Annotated in this window: 18 protein-coding genes; 7 read left to right on the top strand and 11 right to left on the bottom strand. The window is 41.8% G+C overall.

Annotated features, from left to right (window positions below; translation table 11 throughout):
* Positions 1-17 precede the first annotated feature (17 nt).
* Entirely contained in the window at positions 18-656 is a 639-nt protein-coding gene (locus HB679_RS05065; RefSeq protein ID WP_214070845.1) for an NAD(P)-dependent oxidoreductase, read from the top strand.
* A gap of 92 nt (positions 657-748) precedes the next feature.
* On the opposite strand, the gene HB679_RS05060 is transcribed toward HB679_RS05065, so the two are convergent.
* The 4 genes from HB679_RS05060 to lpdA form a co-directional block, all read right to left on the bottom strand.
* Entirely contained in the window at positions 749-1,534 is a 786-nt protein-coding gene (locus HB679_RS05060) for a PhzF family phenazine biosynthesis protein (protein ID WP_214070844.1), read from the bottom strand.
* A 141-nt stretch (positions 1,535-1,675) separates the two neighbouring features.
* Positions 1,676-2,536: an RNA polymerase sigma factor RpoD/SigA gene (locus HB679_RS05055; protein ID WP_144250350.1), complete on the bottom strand. Its 861-nt coding sequence runs from the start codon at positions 2,534-2,536 to the stop codon at positions 1,676-1,678.
* 138 nt (positions 2,537-2,674) lie between these two features.
* On the bottom strand, positions 2,675-3,514 hold the full coding sequence (locus HB679_RS05050; RefSeq protein WP_214070843.1) for an MBL fold metallo-hydrolase: 840 nt from the start codon (positions 3,512-3,514) through the stop codon (positions 2,675-2,677).
* 142 nt (positions 3,515-3,656) lie between these two features.
* Entirely contained in the window at positions 3,657-5,042 is a 1,386-nt protein-coding gene (gene lpdA, locus HB679_RS05045; protein WP_214070842.1) for a dihydrolipoyl dehydrogenase, read from the bottom strand.
* A gap of 349 nt (positions 5,043-5,391) precedes the next feature.
* Here lpdA and HB679_RS05040 point away from each other — a divergent pair, with 349 nt between their 5' ends.
* Entirely contained in the window at positions 5,392-8,001 is a 2,610-nt protein-coding gene (locus HB679_RS05040; RefSeq protein ID WP_214070841.1) for a TonB-dependent receptor, read from the top strand.
* A 19-nt stretch (positions 8,002-8,020) separates the two neighbouring features.
* Positions 8,021-9,589, top strand: a complete 1,569-nt coding sequence (locus tag HB679_RS05035) for a hypothetical protein (RefSeq protein ID WP_214070840.1) — start codon at positions 8,021-8,023, stop codon at positions 9,587-9,589.
* A gap of 231 nt (positions 9,590-9,820) precedes the next feature.
* On the opposite strand, the gene HB679_RS05030 is transcribed toward HB679_RS05035, so the two are convergent.
* Positions 9,821-10,201, bottom strand: coding sequence for an SRPBCC domain-containing protein (locus HB679_RS05030; protein WP_214070839.1), 381 nt, complete (start codon positions 10,199-10,201; stop codon positions 9,821-9,823).
* Positions 10,202-10,210: 9 nt separating this feature from the next.
* Positions 10,211-10,795 carry an acetate uptake transporter gene (locus HB679_RS05025; RefSeq protein ID WP_214070838.1) on the bottom strand — a complete coding sequence of 195 codons (585 nt, stop codon included), beginning with the start codon at positions 10,793-10,795 and terminating at the stop codon, positions 10,211-10,213.
* A 101-nt stretch (positions 10,796-10,896) separates the two neighbouring features.
* Here HB679_RS05025 and gpmA point away from each other — a divergent pair, with 101 nt between their 5' ends.
* Complete coding sequence (gpmA, locus tag HB679_RS05020; protein WP_214070837.1) at positions 10,897-11,592, top strand: 2,3-diphosphoglycerate-dependent phosphoglycerate mutase; 696 nt, start codon at positions 10,897-10,899, stop codon at positions 11,590-11,592.
* Positions 11,593-11,672: 80 nt separating this feature from the next.
* Positions 11,673-12,104 (top strand): nuclear transport factor 2 family protein, encoded by a 432-nt coding sequence (locus tag HB679_RS05015; protein WP_214070836.1) that lies wholly within the window; start codon positions 11,673-11,675, stop codon positions 12,102-12,104.
* Positions 12,105-12,113: 9 nt separating this feature from the next.
* Here HB679_RS05015 and proC read toward each other — a convergent pair whose 3' ends face one another.
* The 3 genes from proC to HB679_RS05000 form a co-directional block, all read right to left on the bottom strand.
* The gene (proC, locus tag HB679_RS05010; RefSeq protein ID WP_214070835.1) at positions 12,114-12,932 is read right to left on the bottom strand and encodes a pyrroline-5-carboxylate reductase; all 819 of its coding nucleotides are present in this window, start codon (positions 12,930-12,932) and stop codon (positions 12,114-12,116) included.
* Complete coding sequence (argB, locus tag HB679_RS05005; protein ID WP_214070834.1) at positions 12,929-13,726, bottom strand: acetylglutamate kinase; 798 nt, start codon at positions 13,724-13,726, stop codon at positions 12,929-12,931. Before argB ends, proC begins: the two co-directional genes overlap by 4 nt.
* Positions 13,727-13,890: 164 nt before the next feature.
* Positions 13,891-14,853, bottom strand: a complete 963-nt coding sequence (locus tag HB679_RS05000) for an alpha/beta hydrolase (RefSeq protein ID WP_214070833.1) — start codon at positions 14,851-14,853, stop codon at positions 13,891-13,893.
* Between the two features lie 92 nt (positions 14,854-14,945).
* On the opposite strand from HB679_RS05000, the gene HB679_RS04995 reads away from it, so the two are divergent.
* Complete coding sequence (locus HB679_RS04995; protein WP_214070832.1) at positions 14,946-16,241, top strand: NAD(P)/FAD-dependent oxidoreductase; 1,296 nt, start codon at positions 14,946-14,948, stop codon at positions 16,239-16,241.
* A 23-nt stretch (positions 16,242-16,264) separates the two neighbouring features.
* On the top strand, positions 16,265-17,515 hold the full coding sequence (locus HB679_RS04990; protein ID WP_214070831.1) for a sodium:proton antiporter: 1,251 nt from the start codon (positions 16,265-16,267) through the stop codon (positions 17,513-17,515).
* Here the strand turns inward: HB679_RS04990 and HB679_RS04985 are convergent.
* Both HB679_RS04985 and HB679_RS04980 read right to left on the bottom strand, forming a co-directional pair.
* Entirely contained in the window at positions 17,508-18,110 is a 603-nt protein-coding gene (locus tag HB679_RS04985) for an FMN-binding negative transcriptional regulator (protein ID WP_214070830.1), read from the bottom strand. The genes HB679_RS04990 and HB679_RS04985 overlap by 8 nt on opposite strands.
* A gap of 4 nt (positions 18,111-18,114) precedes the next feature.
* A complete protein-coding gene (locus HB679_RS04980; protein ID WP_214070829.1) occupies positions 18,115-19,065 on the bottom strand; it encodes an acetylornithine carbamoyltransferase in 951 nt (316 codons plus the stop codon).
* Positions 19,066-19,139: the final 74 nt, after the last annotated feature.

Below are 19,139 nucleotides of genomic sequence, written 5' to 3'. Positions count from 1 at the left end.
TCTTTTAGCTCAACAATATGAAAATAGCAGTATTTGGCGCAAGCGGCCGCATTGGCAGCCGCATAGTTCAGGAAGCATTAAACAGGGGGCATGATGTCACCGCCATAGTTCGTCATCCGCAAGATTATACCTTGCTCCACGATCATCTTAAAGTAGCCAAGGGCAATTTGTTCGATAGACAAGATGTAGAAACCGGTGCCTTTGACCAAGATGCTGTAGTGTGCGCTTATAGCAACACACGCGGCGCACCAGCATCAACTATAGCCGAGCTGCCGATACCGCTGATAAAAGGCTTAAAACAGGCTCAGGTTAAACGATTGATCGTGGTAGGTGGTGCAGGGAGTTTGGAAGTAGCGCCTGGAACTCAATTGGTAGATACACCCAATTTTCCGGTTGAGTATAAATCAGTCTCTTTGGCACATCGCGATGCGTTGAAATTATATCAAAATGAAAAAGAGCTGGATTGGACCTACATTAGCCCCGCCGCAGAAATAGCGCCCGGCGAACGTACCGGAAAATTCAGGTTAGGTGGAACTAAGTTATTAAGTGATGAGGCCGGCAAAAGTTTTATAACCATGGAAGACTACGCGATTGCGGTGGTAGATGAAATTGAAAACCCAACGCATATCAGAGAACAGATGACGGTGGCTTATTAAGCGATAGAACATTGTCATTGCGAGGAGGAACGACGAAGCAATCGCACGCTGCAAGTTCGCGATTGCCGCGCTACGCTCGCAATGACATAAAATTAAAGGTAAATCTCGCCCTTCAAATAAGTAACGGCTTTGCCGCTCATCAAAACACGTTCGCCTTGTAGCTCACACCATAGTTCGCCTTTACGAGCTGATATCTGGTAGGCGTGCAATTTGTTTTTGCCCAGCACTTTCGCCCAATAAGGAATCAAATTACAATGTGCTGAGCCAGTAACCGGATCTTCCGGAATACCCGCGCCGGGAGCAAAAAAACGTGATACAAAATCAACATCCTTGCCACGTGCAGTCACAATTACACCAACGGTGTCCAGTTTAGATAAGGCATAAAAATCAGGATTAATCTCACTTATCTCATGTTCAGAATCATAAACTACAAAGAAATCTCTTGAGCGGTAAATGCCTATCGGCGGGATGCCGCCTAATGCTTCCACCAGCCCGTTGGGTTCTTCTATAGCAATAGGAGGGCGAGATGGGAAGTCTAAGGTGTATTTATCTTTGGTGCGTGTTACAGTAAGTGTGCCCGATTTAACGGTTTCAAAATGGATTACGTCGCCGGCAAACCCCAACTCGGTAAATAAAATATGTGCCGATGCCAAAGTAGCATGGCCGCAAAGATCTATCTCATATTCGGGGGTGAACCAGCGTAATAAATAGCCTGTTTGGTTCTTTACAAAAAATGCAGTCTCGGCGAGATTATTCTCGGCGGCAATTTTTTGCATCAATTCGTCTGGCAGCCATTCGGTAAGGGGACAAACAGCAGCAGGGTTTCCGCCAAAAAGCTGATCGGTAAAGGCATCGGCCTGGTAAATAGGGATAGTCATGATCTTATCTATTTGATTGATACCACTAAGGTAGCGGTAAGTTACCAAATCGTCAACGTAGCGGAGCAATTTCTCGGTAGGAGAGGTGTAAAAACAAAAAAGCCTCCGATGAATTACCGGAAGCTTTTTTGTTAGGTTTGGTTAACCTAAGTATGATTTCAGAATTTTACTTCTGCTGGTATGTCTTAAACGTTGCAGTGCTTTGTCTTTAATTTGACGAACACGCTCGCGGGTTAAGTTAAATTTTTCACCGATTTCTTCTAATGAAAGCGGGTGATTTGTGCCTAAACCAAAGAACAATACAATGATCTCGCGCTCACGCTCAGTCAAGGTAGATAATGAACGTTTGATCTCTTCTGATAAAGACTCGTTAATTAATATAGAATCGGTATTTGGCTCAGAGTTTTCTAATACGTCTAACAGTGTATTTTCTTCACCTTGTACAAAGGGCGCATCCATGGATACGTGACGACCTGAATTGCTAAGGGTGTCAGATATTTTATCAACGGTAGTTTCAAGCATATCAGCTAACTCTTCCGGAGAAGGTTCGCGTTCATATTCTTGTTCTAGTTTTGAAAATGCTTTGCTGATCTTGCTTAATGAACCTACCTGGTTTAAAGGTAAACGCACTATACGAGATTGCTCTGCTATAGCCTGTAATATTGATTGACGGATCCACCAAACGGCGTATGAAATGAATTTGAAACCTTTAGTTTCGTCAAAGCGTTTCGCAGCTTTAATCAAACCAAGGTTGCCCTCGTTTATTAAATCGCCCAACGTAAGGCCCTGATTTTGGTATTGTTTTGCAACCGATACAACAAAACGGAGGTTGGTTTTAGTTAAACGCTCTAAAGCTGCCTGGTCGCCCTCTCTGATTTTTTGTGCTAAAATTACTTCTTCTTCGGCTGTTATTAGGTCAACTTTACCAATTTCGTGAAGGTATTTATCAAGTGATTGAGATTCACGGTTGGTAATGGATTGTGTTATTTTGAGTTGTCTCATTTATTTAATTAACCTCGATTCGTAGTTTGAGAATTGAACGTGCAAAGGTACAAAAAAGTTTGCCTATATTTTAGTATAAAAAAAAGAATATATATTATTCATTTTCAGCTATTAATTGCATGGTTTTTGTGGTGTGGTTTATACATCATTTAACTTAAAAGTTTCTCCCAAACGTATTCCTTTCTCGGTTTGCTGAAGTGTACAACACTCGTTAAGAGCATCGTGTTCAAGGAACAATATATAATTTTTATTTAAAGCTTCCTCTAAAAATAGTTTTTTTTCTTGCAAAGTTTGTAGTGGAAACATATCATAAGCCATAACATAGGGCAGAGGTAAATGCCCTACAGATGGCAGCAGATCTGCCATATATAATATTTGTTTGCCTTTGTGATTTATTAACGGTAACATCATTGATTCGGTATGTCCGTAAACATATTTTACAGCTATATCTTCACTGAATTTTATATTTTGGTAAGTGTCAATAAACTTTAGCTGCCCGCTTTCCTGTATCGGCAATATGTTTTCTTTTAAAAATGATGCTTTCTCACGTGCGTTAGGGTTCACTGCCCAGTCCCAGTGCTTCTCGTTGCTCCAATAGGCTGCATTTTTAAATGCAGGCACCAGTTTGTCGCTTTGTCTAACAATGGCCCCGCCAACATGATCAAAATGCAGGTGCGTTAAAAACACATCAGTTATATCGTCGCGATGAAACCCAAGCTTTGCAAGCGAGCTATCCATCGTCGCATCGCCATGTAAATAATAGTGGCTAAAAAATTTTTCGTCCTGCTTGTTGCCAATGCCAGTGTCTATCAAAGTAAGTCGTTTACCATCCTCAATCAACAAACAGCGCATGGCCCAGGTGCAAAGATTATTGGCATCTGCCGGGTTGGTTTTGCTCCAGATAGTTTTAGGTACCACACCGAACATAGCGCCGCCATCAAGTTTGAAAAATCCGGTATCTATAGAGTAGAGGTTCATTTGGTTAATTCAAAAGTAAAAATTAAAAAGTCAAAACTGTAGTGTAGGTCGAACGAAAGTTTAAATCCAAAAATATTATAATAAAAAAGCCGGCTGCTGATAGGTGACCGGCTTTTTGAATTTTTACTTTTAATTTGTTTAGTTACAAGTGGATGCATTCGCCGTAAGCTTCGGCAGCAGCTTCCATGATGGCCTCGCTCATGGTAGGATGAGGGTGTACGGTTTTAATGATGTCGTGACCGGTAGTTTCCAATTTACGGGCAGTTACTGCTTCTGCAATCATTTCGGTAACATTATTACCAATCATGTGCGCGCCTAAAAACTCGCCGTATTTCGCATCAAATATCAATTTAACAAAACCATCTTTAGCGCCAGATGCACTTGCTTTGCCTGATGCAGAGAATGGAAACTTGCCTACTTTAATTTCGTAACCTGCCTCTTTCGCAGCTTTTTCGGTATAACCAACAGATGCAATTTCCGGGCTGCAGTATGTGCAACCGGGGATGTTATTATAGTCAAGCGGTTCTGGTTTAAGGCCCGCAATTTTTTCGACACAAATAATACCTTCTGCTGACGCTACGTGAGCTAGCGCCTGACCCTTAACAATATCGCCGATAGCGTAAACCCCCTCAACGTTGGTGCGATAGAAATCATCAACCACAACTTTGCCACGATCTGTTGTTACGCCATTTTCTTCCAGGCCAATACCTTCTATATTGGTTGAGATACCTACAGCCGACAGAACGATCTCTGCTTCCAGAATTTCAGTGCCGGTGGCAGTTTTTACTGTTACTTTACAACCTTCGCCGCTGGTATCAACCGATTCAACGTTAGAGCCGGTCATGATATTGATACCTTGCTTTTTAAGGATACGGCCCAGTGTTTTTGATACCTCCTCATCCTCCAACGGTACTACATTATCAAGATATTCAACAACAGTAACTTTGGTGCCAATTGAGTTATAGAAGTAGGCAAACTCAATACCTATAGCGCCCGAGCCAACAACAATCATAGTGGCAGGTTTTTTAGGCAAGATCATAGCCTGGCGGTAACCGATAACTTTTTTGAAATCTTGCTTAAGGTTTGGCAATTCGCGCGAGCGACCGCCTGTAGCCAATATAATGTGTTTGGCTTTATATTCTTTTACACCATCGTTGGTTCTTACTTCAACAACGCCCTTACTTTTTAATTTTCCCGTGCCGGTTATAACGTCAATCTTGTTTTTCTTCATTAAAAACTGAACGCCTTTGCTCATGCCATCTGCAACTCCACGGCTTCTTTTAATAACAGATTCAAAATCCACTTCGCCACCGCTAACATTAATGCCATATTCTTTAGCATGATTAAGATATTCAAAAACCTGCGCACTCTTTAAAAGAGCTTTGGTTGGGATACACCCCCAGTTAAGGCAAATGCCGCCCAATGATTCTTTTTCAACTACCGCGGTTTTTAAACCAAGCTGGGAAGCGCGGATTGCAGCAACATAGCCGCCCGGGCCAGACCCTATAACAATTACATCGTAGTCCATAGTGTAGTTAATTCTTGTTTTATTTTTTTAGAAAGCCAAAGCTAAGTAAAAGCGCTGAAAGCTGAAAACTGCATCGTTTTATTTACATCATTTAAGTGCCATATAACAACTATAAACCCTATAAATTATATAGGTTAACTGTAAAGAAATTGTTAATCAGGCAATTGTGATTTTTGAACTCATTGTATCAAGTAATTTACATTCGAGGTAATAAATTCTTAAAATGTTGATAAATAAATAAAAAAACGCCTTAATTGTTAACATGGAGTTAACATATTGAATGATATCAAGCGATATATTTGTCCCTGCAATTTTTTAGTTAAAACAAATTCAAAAACAAAAACAACGTATGAGGAAGCTTTTACTTATTCTATTCATCTGCCTCTTTACTTCAGGCGCAGTCCTGGCACAGAACGGCAGGGTGGTAACAGGCAAGTTGCTTGATGCACAAACCAAGGAGCCACTGATTGGCGCCTCTGTAATTATTAAAGGTACCACCAATGGTACAACTACATCGCTTGACGGTACCTTCAAAATACGTGTGCCCGAGGGGAGCCAGGTATTGGTTCTTAGCTATGTCAGCTATCTCACCCAAGAGGTAACAGTAGAATCTGGGAGTCAGAACGTTGGCGAAATATCACTTAAAACCAACGATGGCGCGATGAAAGAGGTTACTATCATCGGCGATAAAGCTATTGACAGGAAGACACCTATCGCAGTTTCAACTATTGGCCAGGTAACTATCGAAGAAAAAGGCGCAGGCCTTGAGTTTCCGGAATTATTGACCAGCACACCTGGTGTTATGGCAACGAAAACCGGCGGTGGTTATGGCGATTCGAGGATCAGTATCCGGGGTTTCCAAAACAACAACGTAGCGATGTTGCTTAATGGTATGCCTGCAAATGACCCTGAAACTGGTCACCTTTACTGGAGCGATTATGCTGGTATAGTAGACGTAACTACATCAATGCAAGTACAACGTGGTCTTGGTGCTTCTAAAGTAGCCGTTCCATCATTAGGTGGTACTATCAATATTACTACCCGTAGTACAGACGTTAAAGAAGAAGGAACTGTATCACAAACTATTGGTAATAATGGTGCTTCAAAAACCGCATTATATTATTCAACCGGTTTGAGTGATAAGGGATGGGCCAGTTCAATATTGCTTTCTAAAGCACAAGGCCAAATGTATGCTGAAGGTTTGAATTATTCTGGTTACAGCTATTTCTTTAACCTTTCCAAGATCATATCTCCAAACCAAACGCTGTCATTAACCGTTATGGGTGCGACCCAATCTCACGGCCAACGTTACTCATTTTTACCTATTCAAACATATCGTTCTGCTCCACAAGGCATCAAATATAACCCGGATTGGGGCTATTTGAATGGCCAGTACGTAAGCGGTGAGGCTAACAATTATAATAAGCCTATCGCTATGCTGAATTATAACTGGAATATCAGCGATAATTCACAGTTTGCATCTACTCTGTATGGATCTTATGGTCAAGGTAATGCAACCTATCTTAGCAATGGTACAATAACTGCTAAGGCACCGACAGCTACTACACCTCTTGTAGTTACCTCAAATCAACCACGTACCGGTGATCCGATCTATTCGCCAATTGATTTTAATGCGATTGAAAGAGCAAACGCGGCAAGCGTTAACGGTGCTTCTAGCGCCTGGTTGTTGGCCAACTCTAACGATCACAAATGGGTAGGGGATCTTTCTACCTTCAAACACAAATTTGGTAATAACATAGACCTGTTGGCAGGTGCAGATTTAAGATATTATACCGTTGAGCATTACTATAAAGTTGCCGACCTGTTGGGTGGTAACTATATTACTGATGCTGCGAACGTTAACGGCACCAGTAATTTAATTACTACCGGCGAGAAATATAATCGTGATTACCGTTACAATATCGCTTCAGAAGGTTTATTCTTACAAACTGAATACACCAAAGATGATTTATCAGCTTTTGTTTCGGTAGCAGGTACCAACACAGGTGATAAAAAGATTGACTATTTTGATTTCAAAACTGGTAGTGCTGCTGCGTCAACCAAGTGGGTTAATTTCCTGGGTTACCAAGCTAAAGGCGGCGCTAACTATAATCTGGACAGCCATAATAATGTTTTCGCAAACGTAGGTTACCTGGAAAGAGCTCCTTTGGTGGCAACGATATTTACGGCTGCTACAGGTCCGTCGGCAAATCAAATTAACGATAATTCTAAACCCGAGAAATTGCTTAGTTATGAGGTGGGCTATGGCTTTAGAAGCTCAGAATTTACAGCAAATATTAACCTGTATCGTTCAACCTACAAAGATCGTTCTTATGTAACTTCTCAAACCAACCCGGATGCCTCAGTTACCTCCATTAACGTAACCGGTATAAATGAATTACACCAGGGTATAGAGTTTGATGGTGTTTATCGCCCTATAAAAGAAATTAACATTAAAGGTATGTTGTCTCTTGGCGATTGGTATTATACCAACAATACCGGTCAGGCTAGCGCACAAAGCGACGTTGCCGGAAGTAAAGTAGTTACTGCCAGCGCACTTTTGCTTAAAGGCATTAAAGTAGGCGACGCCGCTCAGACCACCGCCTATTTAGGTATAGATGGTCAGGTATTACCTAAATTAAAATTGGGTGTTGATTGGAACTATTATGGTAACTACAATGCTTCTTTTAACTATATAAATATTACCAATGCAAATTTACATCCGTGGGAAGTACCTAACTACTACCTTTTCAACGTAAACGCGGTGTACAGATTTAAATTTGCCGGATGCGATGCATCTTTAATCGGTAACGTTTACAATTTATTGAATACTACCTATATTTCTGATGCTTATGATCCGAATGCGAGCGGCAATCCTAACGTTTTAGCAGGAGGCAGTGCCGGTGTTTACTATGGCTTTGGCAGAACATATGCTATTGGTGTAAAAGTTAAGTTTTAAGACAATTTAAAATATTATTATGAAAAAGATTTTTAATTATGTGATGGCGTTTGCTGCTGCTGCTACTGTATTTAGCGCATGCAAGCCTATGGACAAAACCTATAGCGAGCTAGGTCCAATTCCTCCTCCAACGGTTAAAACCGTTACCCCACCAACAATAGCATCAATTACACTTGGTGCTACTGATTATTCAAAACTGTCGCCTGCTATTGGTGCAAGCACTCAAGACTTCTTTGCAGGTACTGCAGCAGCTTTTGCTAATATTCCAACCATTTTAACCGCAGAGTTTCCGGCTGCAGTAACTGGCTCGCAAATTACAGTAACTTACGCCACATCGCCAGTAGTGCCAACGCTTAAGCTGGCAGATTCATTAAACGCCGATGTAGCTCACACGTTACAAACAACACCTACAAACGATTACGTTTTTCCGGCTGTTGCTGGCACTAGTATTACAGCAAATAACTTTAGTGACTTTACTGCCACAGCTGTACTTAACTATTTGGCTTATACATATAAAACCTATCAAACGCCATTACAAAATAACTCTATCCGTGTACTTACTTACGTGTATTTTGAAAGCGGTGCCACACCATCAAGCGGCACTACAGTAACCAATGCGTTTTTATTTACGACTGCCAATGGTTGGCAAAAAATCTATTGTGTTAGCCCTGCTCAGTATGCATCTGTTAACCGCGGTACCAATAACTGGTTCCTGGCAAGTGACGTTGCAAGCAGCACCACTTTGCCTTCGTACTTTAACGCTTTCTTAAAAGCCGATGCTTCTGTAATGGCGTCAATTCATGTCGGTGACGTTATTAATGTAAGTTACAAATATCTTACGACCTATCAGCGCGTAATGCCTATGGCTTATGACGGTACTAATTTTGTTGTTTCAAATACCACTGCAACAAACCTGTTTACGCTTTCTAACGGTATTTGGACCGGTCAGCTTGATAACACCGTAAACTATACCCTGGCCGCTGGTGATTATGCTAAAATTGGTGACAATGCTGCCACTGATCCTGGAGTATTAGCAGGTGCTACAGCTATTAAAAACATGGTTTCTAACACTGACTTTACATTGAATAGCGCCACCGCTACCAGCCGTTGGTCTGATACACAAATTGCTAATAGTTTGATATTTATCTTGAAAACTAATTATACTGCTCCATCTGCTAACCAAAAATTCCTGGTTACGTTTAAAGCATATAGTCAATATACCACTGAAACTTATACGTTTATCTACGATGCTACAAAAACCGCGTTTGTATATCAGCCGGCATCGGATCCTGCAAAATACACCCTTACAGGTGACGACTATGCAGCTATAGGGGCGGACAATAGCACTGGCGCAACACCAGCTGCAATGACTAACTTAGGCAGCTTTGGTGACTTCAGCTTGTCTGGCGCCAGCGCATGGAGTCAGCCACAAATCAACGCAGGTATTGCTAACGTACTTAAAACAAGATATGGTACTACTGCTACTGCTGGCCAGGCCGTTGCTGTAACTTATGCTTATTACAGTGGCTCTAACCAGTTAACTAGCCTTACCTTTAAATTTGATGGCACTAAATGGGCTACTCAATAATTTTTAAAGATTAAACTACTTTTATAAAAAAGGCCTCCTGTTCTACTTAGGAGGCCTTTTTTTTGTGAGCGTAAAATCTCAAACGCTATGTCTGACAAACATAAGACACCGGTTATATAAGAGGCAACCAGTGAGCGTGATTAATTATAAAGGGGATTAAAAAGTATATAAAACAAAAGCCGCCAACTTATCGGGCGGCTTTTATCTTATAAAAAGAATGTCGTTTAAAATCTATCCTTCGTAAAAATCTGCTAATGCTCCAAAATAGTTGTCATTCCAGCCATCCACCATATCTTCATAAGCTTCGTCAGGGATGTTTGTATGCCTTAATTCTACTGAGGTTCCTGCTTTATCGGAGTGCAGTTTAATGGTAACTATCGACTCTTCCGGCTGACCCTCAAAATACCATTGCTGTACGATTTTTTTATCGGTTTCAAACTCAATGTTTTTGCCTACAATGGCACCATCCCACATCGAAAATTCTGAGCCCTGTTCTGTCGACATTTCAGCTGGTTCGCCTGTCCATAATTGGATGGTTAACGGATTGGTAAGCGCCAGGTAAACAGACTCTGGCGATTCTGGTATGATATAGTATTTTTTATAATCTTTCACCTGCGCAAGTTAGGCATTTACCGGGCCAATTGGCAATACTGTTTTGCCATAAACCTCATTTAGTATTTGTGCAATACCCGTATAAATAGCAGATGCGCCGCAAATAATACCTTCAAAACCGGCTAATTTGCTGATGCTTTTATTACCTGTAGCGTCGCCAATGGCCAATAAAGCAAATAATATAACCAATGAGCCGAAGACAACCTGCAGGGCCCTGTTTAATTTAAGGGTGCCAAAAAACAGCAACAGGGTAAATAAACCCCATATTGCCAGATAGGAGGCCATAGCTATTTCGTTCGGAGCGGCAACCCAACCTAATTTAGGCATCACAATCAGGCCTACTAATGACAGCCAGAAGAAACCGTATGATGTAAAAGCAGTTAACCCAAAGGTATTGTTCTTTTTAGCTTCAATAACACCGGCAATTACCTGCGCCAGTCCGCCATAAAAAATACCCATCGCCAGTATCATTGAGTTCATTTCAAAAACTCCGGCATTGTGAAGGTTTAGCAAAACGGTAGTCATCCCAAAGGCGCATAGCCCCAGCGGTGCAGGATTGGCAATGCCATCCTTAACAGGTGCAATAGTTGTCATAAAGTACTTGGTTTTAATTGGTTTGTTAATGCAATTTAAACCATTTATAATCATTTGCAAATATTAAAACCGATTTTTGGGTTTGACGTTTAACCATCAACATGCAGAAACTAGTATTGATAAGACACGGCGAAAGTATTTGGAACCAGGAAAACAGATTTACAGGCTGGACGGATGTTGATCTGGATGCCGAAGGATATGAACAAGCCAGACAAGCAGGGCAAATCCTTAAAAAGTATGGCTATAATTTTGATGCTGGCTACACCTCGGTTTTAAAACGATCCATTAAAACACTGCATATCATATTAGAAGAGTTGGACCATTTATGGATACCTATACACAAGTCGTGGCGCCTAAATGAGCGTTTTTACGGCTCACTGCAAGGTTTGAATAAACAAGGCGCCATAGACAGATACGGCGCTGACCAGGTACAACGCTGGCGTCGCGACCCAAATGAAGACCCGCCGCCGATAGCCAAAACAGATGCACGTTATCCTGGTCATGATCTTCGCTATAAAGACCTTACTGAAGCGCAACTGCCGGTTACAGAAAACCTGAGCCAAACAATGGATAGAGTGTTACCCATTTGGAACGATGAGATTATACCCGCTTTGAAAGATCAGCAGAAAATTATTATCTGCGCGCACGGCAATAGTTTGCGCGCATTAATAAAATACATTGACAATCTTAATGATGCGGATGTAACCAAACTAGAAATACCTACGGCCGTACCATTAGTATATGAGTTGGATGAGCAGCTTAATCGGGTTAAACATTATTATTTGCGAGATAAGTAACTTGTTTGTTACGATGTGTTAGGGCGTTTGTAATGTGACGATGGCGAATTACTTTAGCAAGCTTAAGCTGCATACGTCAAATGAAAAAACTAACCGCCTTATTATTCCTTATTTTTTCGTTGCTTACTGTTTCCTTATTTGCCCAAAGTAGCGATGAGCGTGCTGTTGCAGGTCAGGTAGAGGCTTTACGTAAAGCCATGATAGCAGGGGATAAAGCCGTTTTAAACGATGTTTTAGCCGATCAGCTAAGTTACGGACAGTTTTTTGGGCCTGTAAACAATAAGGGCCAGTTTATTGACGCGCTGGTAAGCGGCCAGATAGCATTCACCCGTATTGATTTGAAAGATCAGCGTATAGTTGTGGACGGCAACACAGCGGTTGTGCGACACAAGTTTATAGCCGATACTAACGATAAGGGTAAAATAAACAATATTACTATTGGGGTTATGCAGGTCTGGAAAAAGATCAATAACAAATGGCAGCTTTATGCCCGCCAGGGTTATAAATTATAAATCTCTTACTTAATCCTCGCTTTTATACAAATCGCCCGCCTTTACTGCTGAAAGTTTAATGCCTTTTATCATGGCAGAGCTGAAGCCGTTATGCTCCATCTCATTTAATCCGGCAATGGTACAGCCTTTTGGCGATGTAACCTTATCAATTTCCTGTTCGGGGTGAGATCGTAATTGTAACAGAAGGTTAGCCGCGCCTTTGGCTGTTTGAGCGGCCATTTTAAGCGCATCATGCGCATGAAAACCAATTTCTGTGCCTCCTTGTGACGCTGCCCTAACTGAACGTAGAAAGAAGGCAATACCACAAGCACAAAGCGCTGTAGCTGCCGTCATTAATTCTTCGTTGATCTGGATAGTGACACCAACAGTATCAAATAGTGATTTTACCAGATTTACATTCTTGGTGCTGCCATTATCCGTGGCTATGCAAGTCATAGAATCGCCAATAGCGATGGCTGTATTAGGCATAGCGCGGATAACCTGCACATTCATTTCCAGTTGCTCACGAATGTCATTGCAACTAACGCCGGATATAACCGAAACTAAAAATTGTTTCTCTGATTTTATAGCCGGTTTAATCTCTTCCAGTAATTTATTTAGCTGTTGGGGTAGTACCGCAAGAATAACGATGTCAGCCTTTTTTGCGGCTTTTACATTTTGGTTGGTAACCTGGTAGCCCGCGGCCGCATAGTCGTCCAGCGCGTCAAGGTTGCGGCGTGTTAATGTTATTTGAGCAGGTTTGCAGATACCTGATTTTACCAGGCCCTTGGCTAATGATAAACCTATATTTCCGCTGCCTAAAATAGCGATATGTTGTTGCGAATTCATATTGTCTTGCTTAATCGTGTTCCAAATGGCTTACCGCTTTTCAGTTCGCCCAGATCGTTTGAGTGGCCAATTACCACGGCCTTAACACCACAAGCTATTGCTGTAAAAGCGTTCTCGAGTTTAGGCAGCATGCCACTGTGAATAATTTGTTTTGTTTTTAATTCCTCGTACCTAACCGGGTCAATATCTCTGATGATGGAGTCGTCATCATTAACGTCCATCAATACACCCTTTTTCTCAAAGCAATATATTAGTGTTGTATCAAATGATGACGATAACGAAACCGCTAAAGCAGAGGCAATAGTATCGGCATTGGTATTTAAAAGCTGGCCCTCGCCATCGTGTGTTAAAGCACAGAAAGCAGGAGTGAAGCCCGCTTCCAGCAACCGGCCAATTCCTTCGGCATCAACCGAGTTATCATCGATATCGCCCACAAAGCCATAATCAATAGTTTTTACCGGGCGCTTTTTGGTGCGAATAAAATTACCATCGGCTCCGGTTAATCCGATAGCATTAGTGCCGAAACGCTGTAGTTGTGCGACGATGTTTTTGTTGATCAGCCCTCCATAAACCATGGTAACTACACGCAGAGTTTCTATATCAGTTATCCGGCGGCCATCAACCAGTTTGGCCTCAATTCCAAGGGTTTCTGAAAGTTGAGTTGCTACTTTACCACCTCCATGTACCAATATTTTATATCCGTCGAACTCGGTAAAATCCTTCAAAAAATGGTGTAGATTTTCTGAATTATCTATAACATTTCCGCCAATTTTAATAATATGTAAGGATTTCATGCTCAAATAGTCATAATTCGATACAAAATTAACGAATTATTGGGCAAAAAGCCGCTTATCTGATAAGTTTTCAGTCAAAAAAAAGACAGTTATAACTAAAAATGGTAAAAACATTGGGTAAGTCATATAAATCACCCTGTTTACATGAGCTATATCAGATGGTTTTATTTTGCCAAAAAGTCATTGATAATTTTGAATTCTTTCTCTGGCTCTTCTATCTGCGGGTTATGTCCTGATCTCTCAAATAGTACAAACTGCGCTTGCGGGCAATACTCTTTAAACTTAATCGCCATCCATGGTACTGCAACGCGGTCATAACGGCCTGTTACTATCAGTACCGGCATTTTCAGGTCTTTTAATTGTTTCCGATAGTCGAATGTGCCAATGTCGCTGCCTACAATAAAATCGCCATCCTTACCAACCATCTGGTAGTAAAGTTTAGCATTATAAGCGTTAGGGTAGGGTTTGCTTCCACGTGTGGCAAATTTGTCCGGATTATAGGCATACAAAAATCCGTAAGGTACCTTGCTATAAGCCTCCTGGTGTATTGGGTCGCTTGATACTGCTCCCTGCTCACGGATTTTCATCAGCTCATCCCAAACCTCTGGGTAGCTGTTTTTAATCTCGCGGTTTGAGCTGTCGTCATTTTCCTGCCACATCACAAAACTGTGAAAGGTATCCGCCAATATCAGGTGACTTAGATGTTCGCCATATTTAACGGCGTAGCCTTGAGCCACCACGCCACCGTAAGAGTGTCCCAGGATGGTTATTTTATCCAGCTTTAGTGCCTTACGTAAACCTTCCAGGTCTTCAATATCCCGCGCCAAAGTATACTCGGACACTTTTTTTGCTGTGTCTGATTTACCTCGTCCAAAGGCATCAAAATATATTAGCTGATGATGACCGTCGGCCAGTGGGTCAAAGCTGCGCAAACCAACGTGTGCACCACCAGGGCCACCGGAAATGAAGATGATAGGGTCGCCTTCGCCAACCGTTACCACCCATAATTTGGCACCATTAATGTTAAGGTATTTGCCATCGGTCCAGCTGTCAACTTTTTTAATTTGACCTTGAACGAATGCTGCCATAAATAGCAGCGGTAAAGTGTAAAGAAAAATTTTTTTCATGCCGATTTTACATAAGAGCTAAAAATAACAAATACACTTTACATATTTTAGCAAGCACTTAATCATTTAGCACGAGTCTGTCATCTTTATATATGGAGCAAGAAAATAAAAGTAAGCCAAGGGTAGTTATTATCGGCGGTGGTTTTGGCGGATTACAATTAGCAAAGAAGTTAAAGAACGCCCCTGTTGAGGTGCTGATGCTTGATAAACATAATTACCACACGTTTCAACCGTTGCTTTACCAGGTGGCTATGGGTGCTATCCCGGCTGATTCTATTGCGTTTCCTATCCGCAGGATATTTACTTATCAGGATAACTTTAGCTTCAATTTGGCTAATGTCGAGAAGATAAATCCAGAATCGAATACTATCAATACCAGCATAGGTGATGTCCATTATGATTATTTGGTGATAGCCACCGGATCAAACACTAATTTTTTTGGTAACAAAGATCTGGAAACCTGCACCATGCCGATGAAGAATGTACCCGAAGCACTTAATCTTCGCGGATTAACATTGCAGCATTTGGAAAAGGCGTTAATCACTCAAGATAAAGCCGAACGCGACGCGCTAATGACTTTTGTGGTAGTTGGCGGCGGGCCTACCGGTGTTGAACTGGCCGGTGCCTTAGGTGAAATGCGTCACCTGATATTAGAAAAAGATTACCACGGGCTGAGTAAGCAGGATATGAAAGTTTACCTGGTGGAGGGTAAAGACCGGTTACTGGCTGCCATGTCTGACGGTGCATCGCGCAAAGCCAAGCAGTTTTTGGCTGCTAACGATGTAATTATATACAATAGCGTTCACGTTCAAAGCTACAATGGGCATACCTTGAAAATTGATGACGGCATGGTGCTGCAAACGCGTAATGTATTTTGGGCGGCAGGTGTTATGGGAGAGGTGCCCGAAGGCATGCAGAATGTCAAACTGGCGCGCGGTTCGCGTATTGAAACAGATGATATTAACCGTGTAAAAGGCTATGAAAACATATTCGCCATAGGCGATGTGTCGGCAATTATTAGCGAAGAATATCCTAATGGACATCCCGGTGTTGCGCCGGCAGCAATACAGCAGGGTGCCTGGCTGGCTAAAAACTTAACGCACCTGGTTAACAATCAACCAACCGAGCCATTTGTATATCGTGATAAAGGTACGCTGGCTACCATTGGCCGCAACAAAGCCGTGGCAGATTTAGGTAAATTACATTTCCAGGGATTTTTTGCGTGGTTGTTGTGGGGCTTTGTACATATTCTGTCGCTGGCGGGTTTTTCTAACAAGAGTTCGGTTATTTTAACCTGGATGATTAACTACTTTACCAAGAATAGCGATAACAGGCTCATTATACGTAGTTTTAACCGTGCCACCCGAACGGTGGAGCCTGAAAAATAAACCTGTTAATTGCCGGTAGCCTAATGGATTTGTTTTCGATTATTGCTTTATTAGTTATTGTAAGCGCTTTTTACTCTTACATCAACGCCCGTTTTGTTAAACTGCCTGGCACCATTGGCATTGTAACCATAGCCGTTGTAGCGTCCATTATCACCATTTTTATTGATAGTGTTGATCCCAACACAGCCCATTATTTGACATTGCTGGCAAAGCACATTAATTTCTCAAGTACGGTGCTCAATATTATGTTGGGTTTTCTGCTCTTCTCCAGCTCATTTACACTAAATACACGTCGGCTTAAAAAAGAGATGCGACCGGTATTTATACTGAGTACTATCGGTGTAATTATTTCTACGGTGGTTTTCGGTTGGTTATTTTATTGGATCACTAACCTCTTCGGTATCCACATACCATTAGTTTATTGCTTATTGTTTGGTGCACTGATCTCACCTACAGACCCGGTAGCAGTTGGCGCCATTATCAAAAACTCAAGATTGCCCGTTAATTTGGAGACTATCATATCAGGCGAGTCGTTGTTTAACGATGGGATAGGATTGGTGTTGTTTATCACTATATTGGAATTTATCGACTCTGGTAATGATAAACTGGATTTGGCAAAAACAGTAGTACTATTTGTAAAAGAGGTTTTTGGCGGGATAATTTTAGGCGCATTCCTGGGCTTTATCGCTTTCAGGCTGATGAAAAGTATTACCGATTTTCAAACTATTGTATTGGTATCGGTAGCGTTGGTAATGAGTATATCTGTTGTTGCCGCTTATATGCATTTTTCTATCCCGCTGGCTGTAGTTACTGCTGGACTGTTTGCAGGAAATCGGAGTATTAATCTTGATAGTTCTGAGCATTCGCACCAGTCGCTTGAAAAATTTTGGGAGTTGATTGATGAAATGCTGAATACTATTCTTTTTGTGATGATAGGTTTGCAGATGATCAATTTACCCTACCTGAACAATTATTGGCTGATAGGTAGTATCGGCATAGCTGCTATACTGATAGCGCGATGGATCAGCATTTTAACTCCGTTGGTGTTCTTTAAGAAAATTGTACACACCAACCTTAAAAACATCAACATACTTACCTGGGCAGGTTTGCGGGGTGGTATCTCTATAGCTTTGGCGCTATCATTACCTTATAGCCCTTACCGACACGTTATATTGGCTGCCAGCTATTTTATCGTTATATTTTCGGTAATTGTGCAGGGGCTGACGTTGAACCGTGTGATTGCCGCGTCTATACCCGAAGAGAAAGCTACTTAGACATGTAGTCGGCAATAGCTTTAGCTGCCCAATCCTGACTAGCGCTTAGATCTGCGATGATGCGCTCTTTCTCTATATCGCTTCTGTTCTGGCTCAATTTTTTCTTACCCTGTAGTTCTGTAACTATGATTTCAAAACCGGTGATGCCTTTCATCATCTTTAATTTATAATCTTCCGACAATCCGTTCCATTGTTTCAGGTAATCATCTTCATAAAAGCGAATGGTCTGCTCGAGTAGCTTTGCTTTTTCTTCCGCACTTTCAATTAATGTTGCTTTGCCATACGCATGTACCGAAATGTAATTCCACGTTGGTACACTTCGCTCACTCTCGTAATGTTTGGGTGAGATATAGGCGTGTGGTTCGGTAAAGATAACCAAGGGATTGCCATCAAGCAATTCTTTAACCTGCGGATTGATTTTAGCGAAATGCGAAGTCAGGATGATCTGCTCATCGCGCAGCGAAACAACAAAAGGCAAATGTGTTGCCGATGGAATCCCGTTCTTTACCGTAACAATAGTAGCAAAACTATAGTGTTGCATAAAACTAACGGCTTCCTGCTTATCATCCAATAAATTGATCTTAGGGGTATACATAGCGCTATTGCAACCGCTCCAGCATCTGCTTTAATACAGCTTGCGCAGCCCATACACGATTAGCAGCCTCATGTACAACAATTGAGCTTGGGCCGTCTAAAACCTCGGCAGACAGCTCCAAATCGCGGCGTACAGGCAGGCAATGCATTACTTTAGCTTTGTTGGTGATCTTTAGTCTGTCGTTAGTAAGCATCCAGTCTTCGTTACCTCCAAATATTTGCCCATAAGGCTCAAAAGCCGACCAGTTTTTTACGTAAATAAAATCTGCATCTGCAAGGGCTTCGTCTTGACTTTGGGTGATTGTAGCGCCGTGAGTAAAATCAGTACTCAATTCATAACCGGCAGGGTGCGCGATCACAAAATCAACGTCGGCTTTACACATCCATTCGGCAAATGAATTTGGTACTGCCTGAGGTAATGGTTTTATGTGCGGAGCCCAGGTTAACACCACTTTTGGGCGCTGACGGGTCTTTAATTCTTCAATAGTAATCAAATCGGCCAGGCTTTGTAAAGGGTGGCGGGTGGCTGATTCCAAACTCACCACCGGAACACCGCAAAACTCAACAAACTTATTAAAGATCACTTCGGTATAATCTTCTTCACGGTCGGTCAAGCCCGGAAAAGAACGTACACCCAATATATCAACATACTGACCCATAACACCGGCAGCCTCGCGGATATGCTCGACAGTCGCGCCGTTCATTACCACATTATCGCGCAGCTCTAAGGCCCAGCCTTCTTTATCGATGTTTAACACCATGACATTCATGCCCAGGTTAAGAGCAGCTTTTTGGGTGCTCATGCGGGTACGTAAGCTTGGATTAAGAAATACCAATCCTAAAGTTTTGTTTTTACCCAGATGCTGATGCGCGTACGGGTTCTTTTTAAGTTCCAGGCCCTCGGCAACAAGTGCGTTTATATCGGTTACGTCGTTTACGGAAGAAAATAGTTTCATGGTCTCAATATATCGTTTGTCATTTCGAAACGTAGTGAGAAATCTTATGCAAGCGACTTGATATAAGATTTCTC

This window comes from Mucilaginibacter sp. dw_454 (genome assembly GCF_018449775.1).
Lineage (GTDB): Bacteria > Bacteroidota > Bacteroidia > Sphingobacteriales > Sphingobacteriaceae > Mucilaginibacter.
The sequence above is the reverse complement of the archived record's forward strand: the minus strand, read 5'-3'. Positions and strand labels throughout refer to the sequence as shown.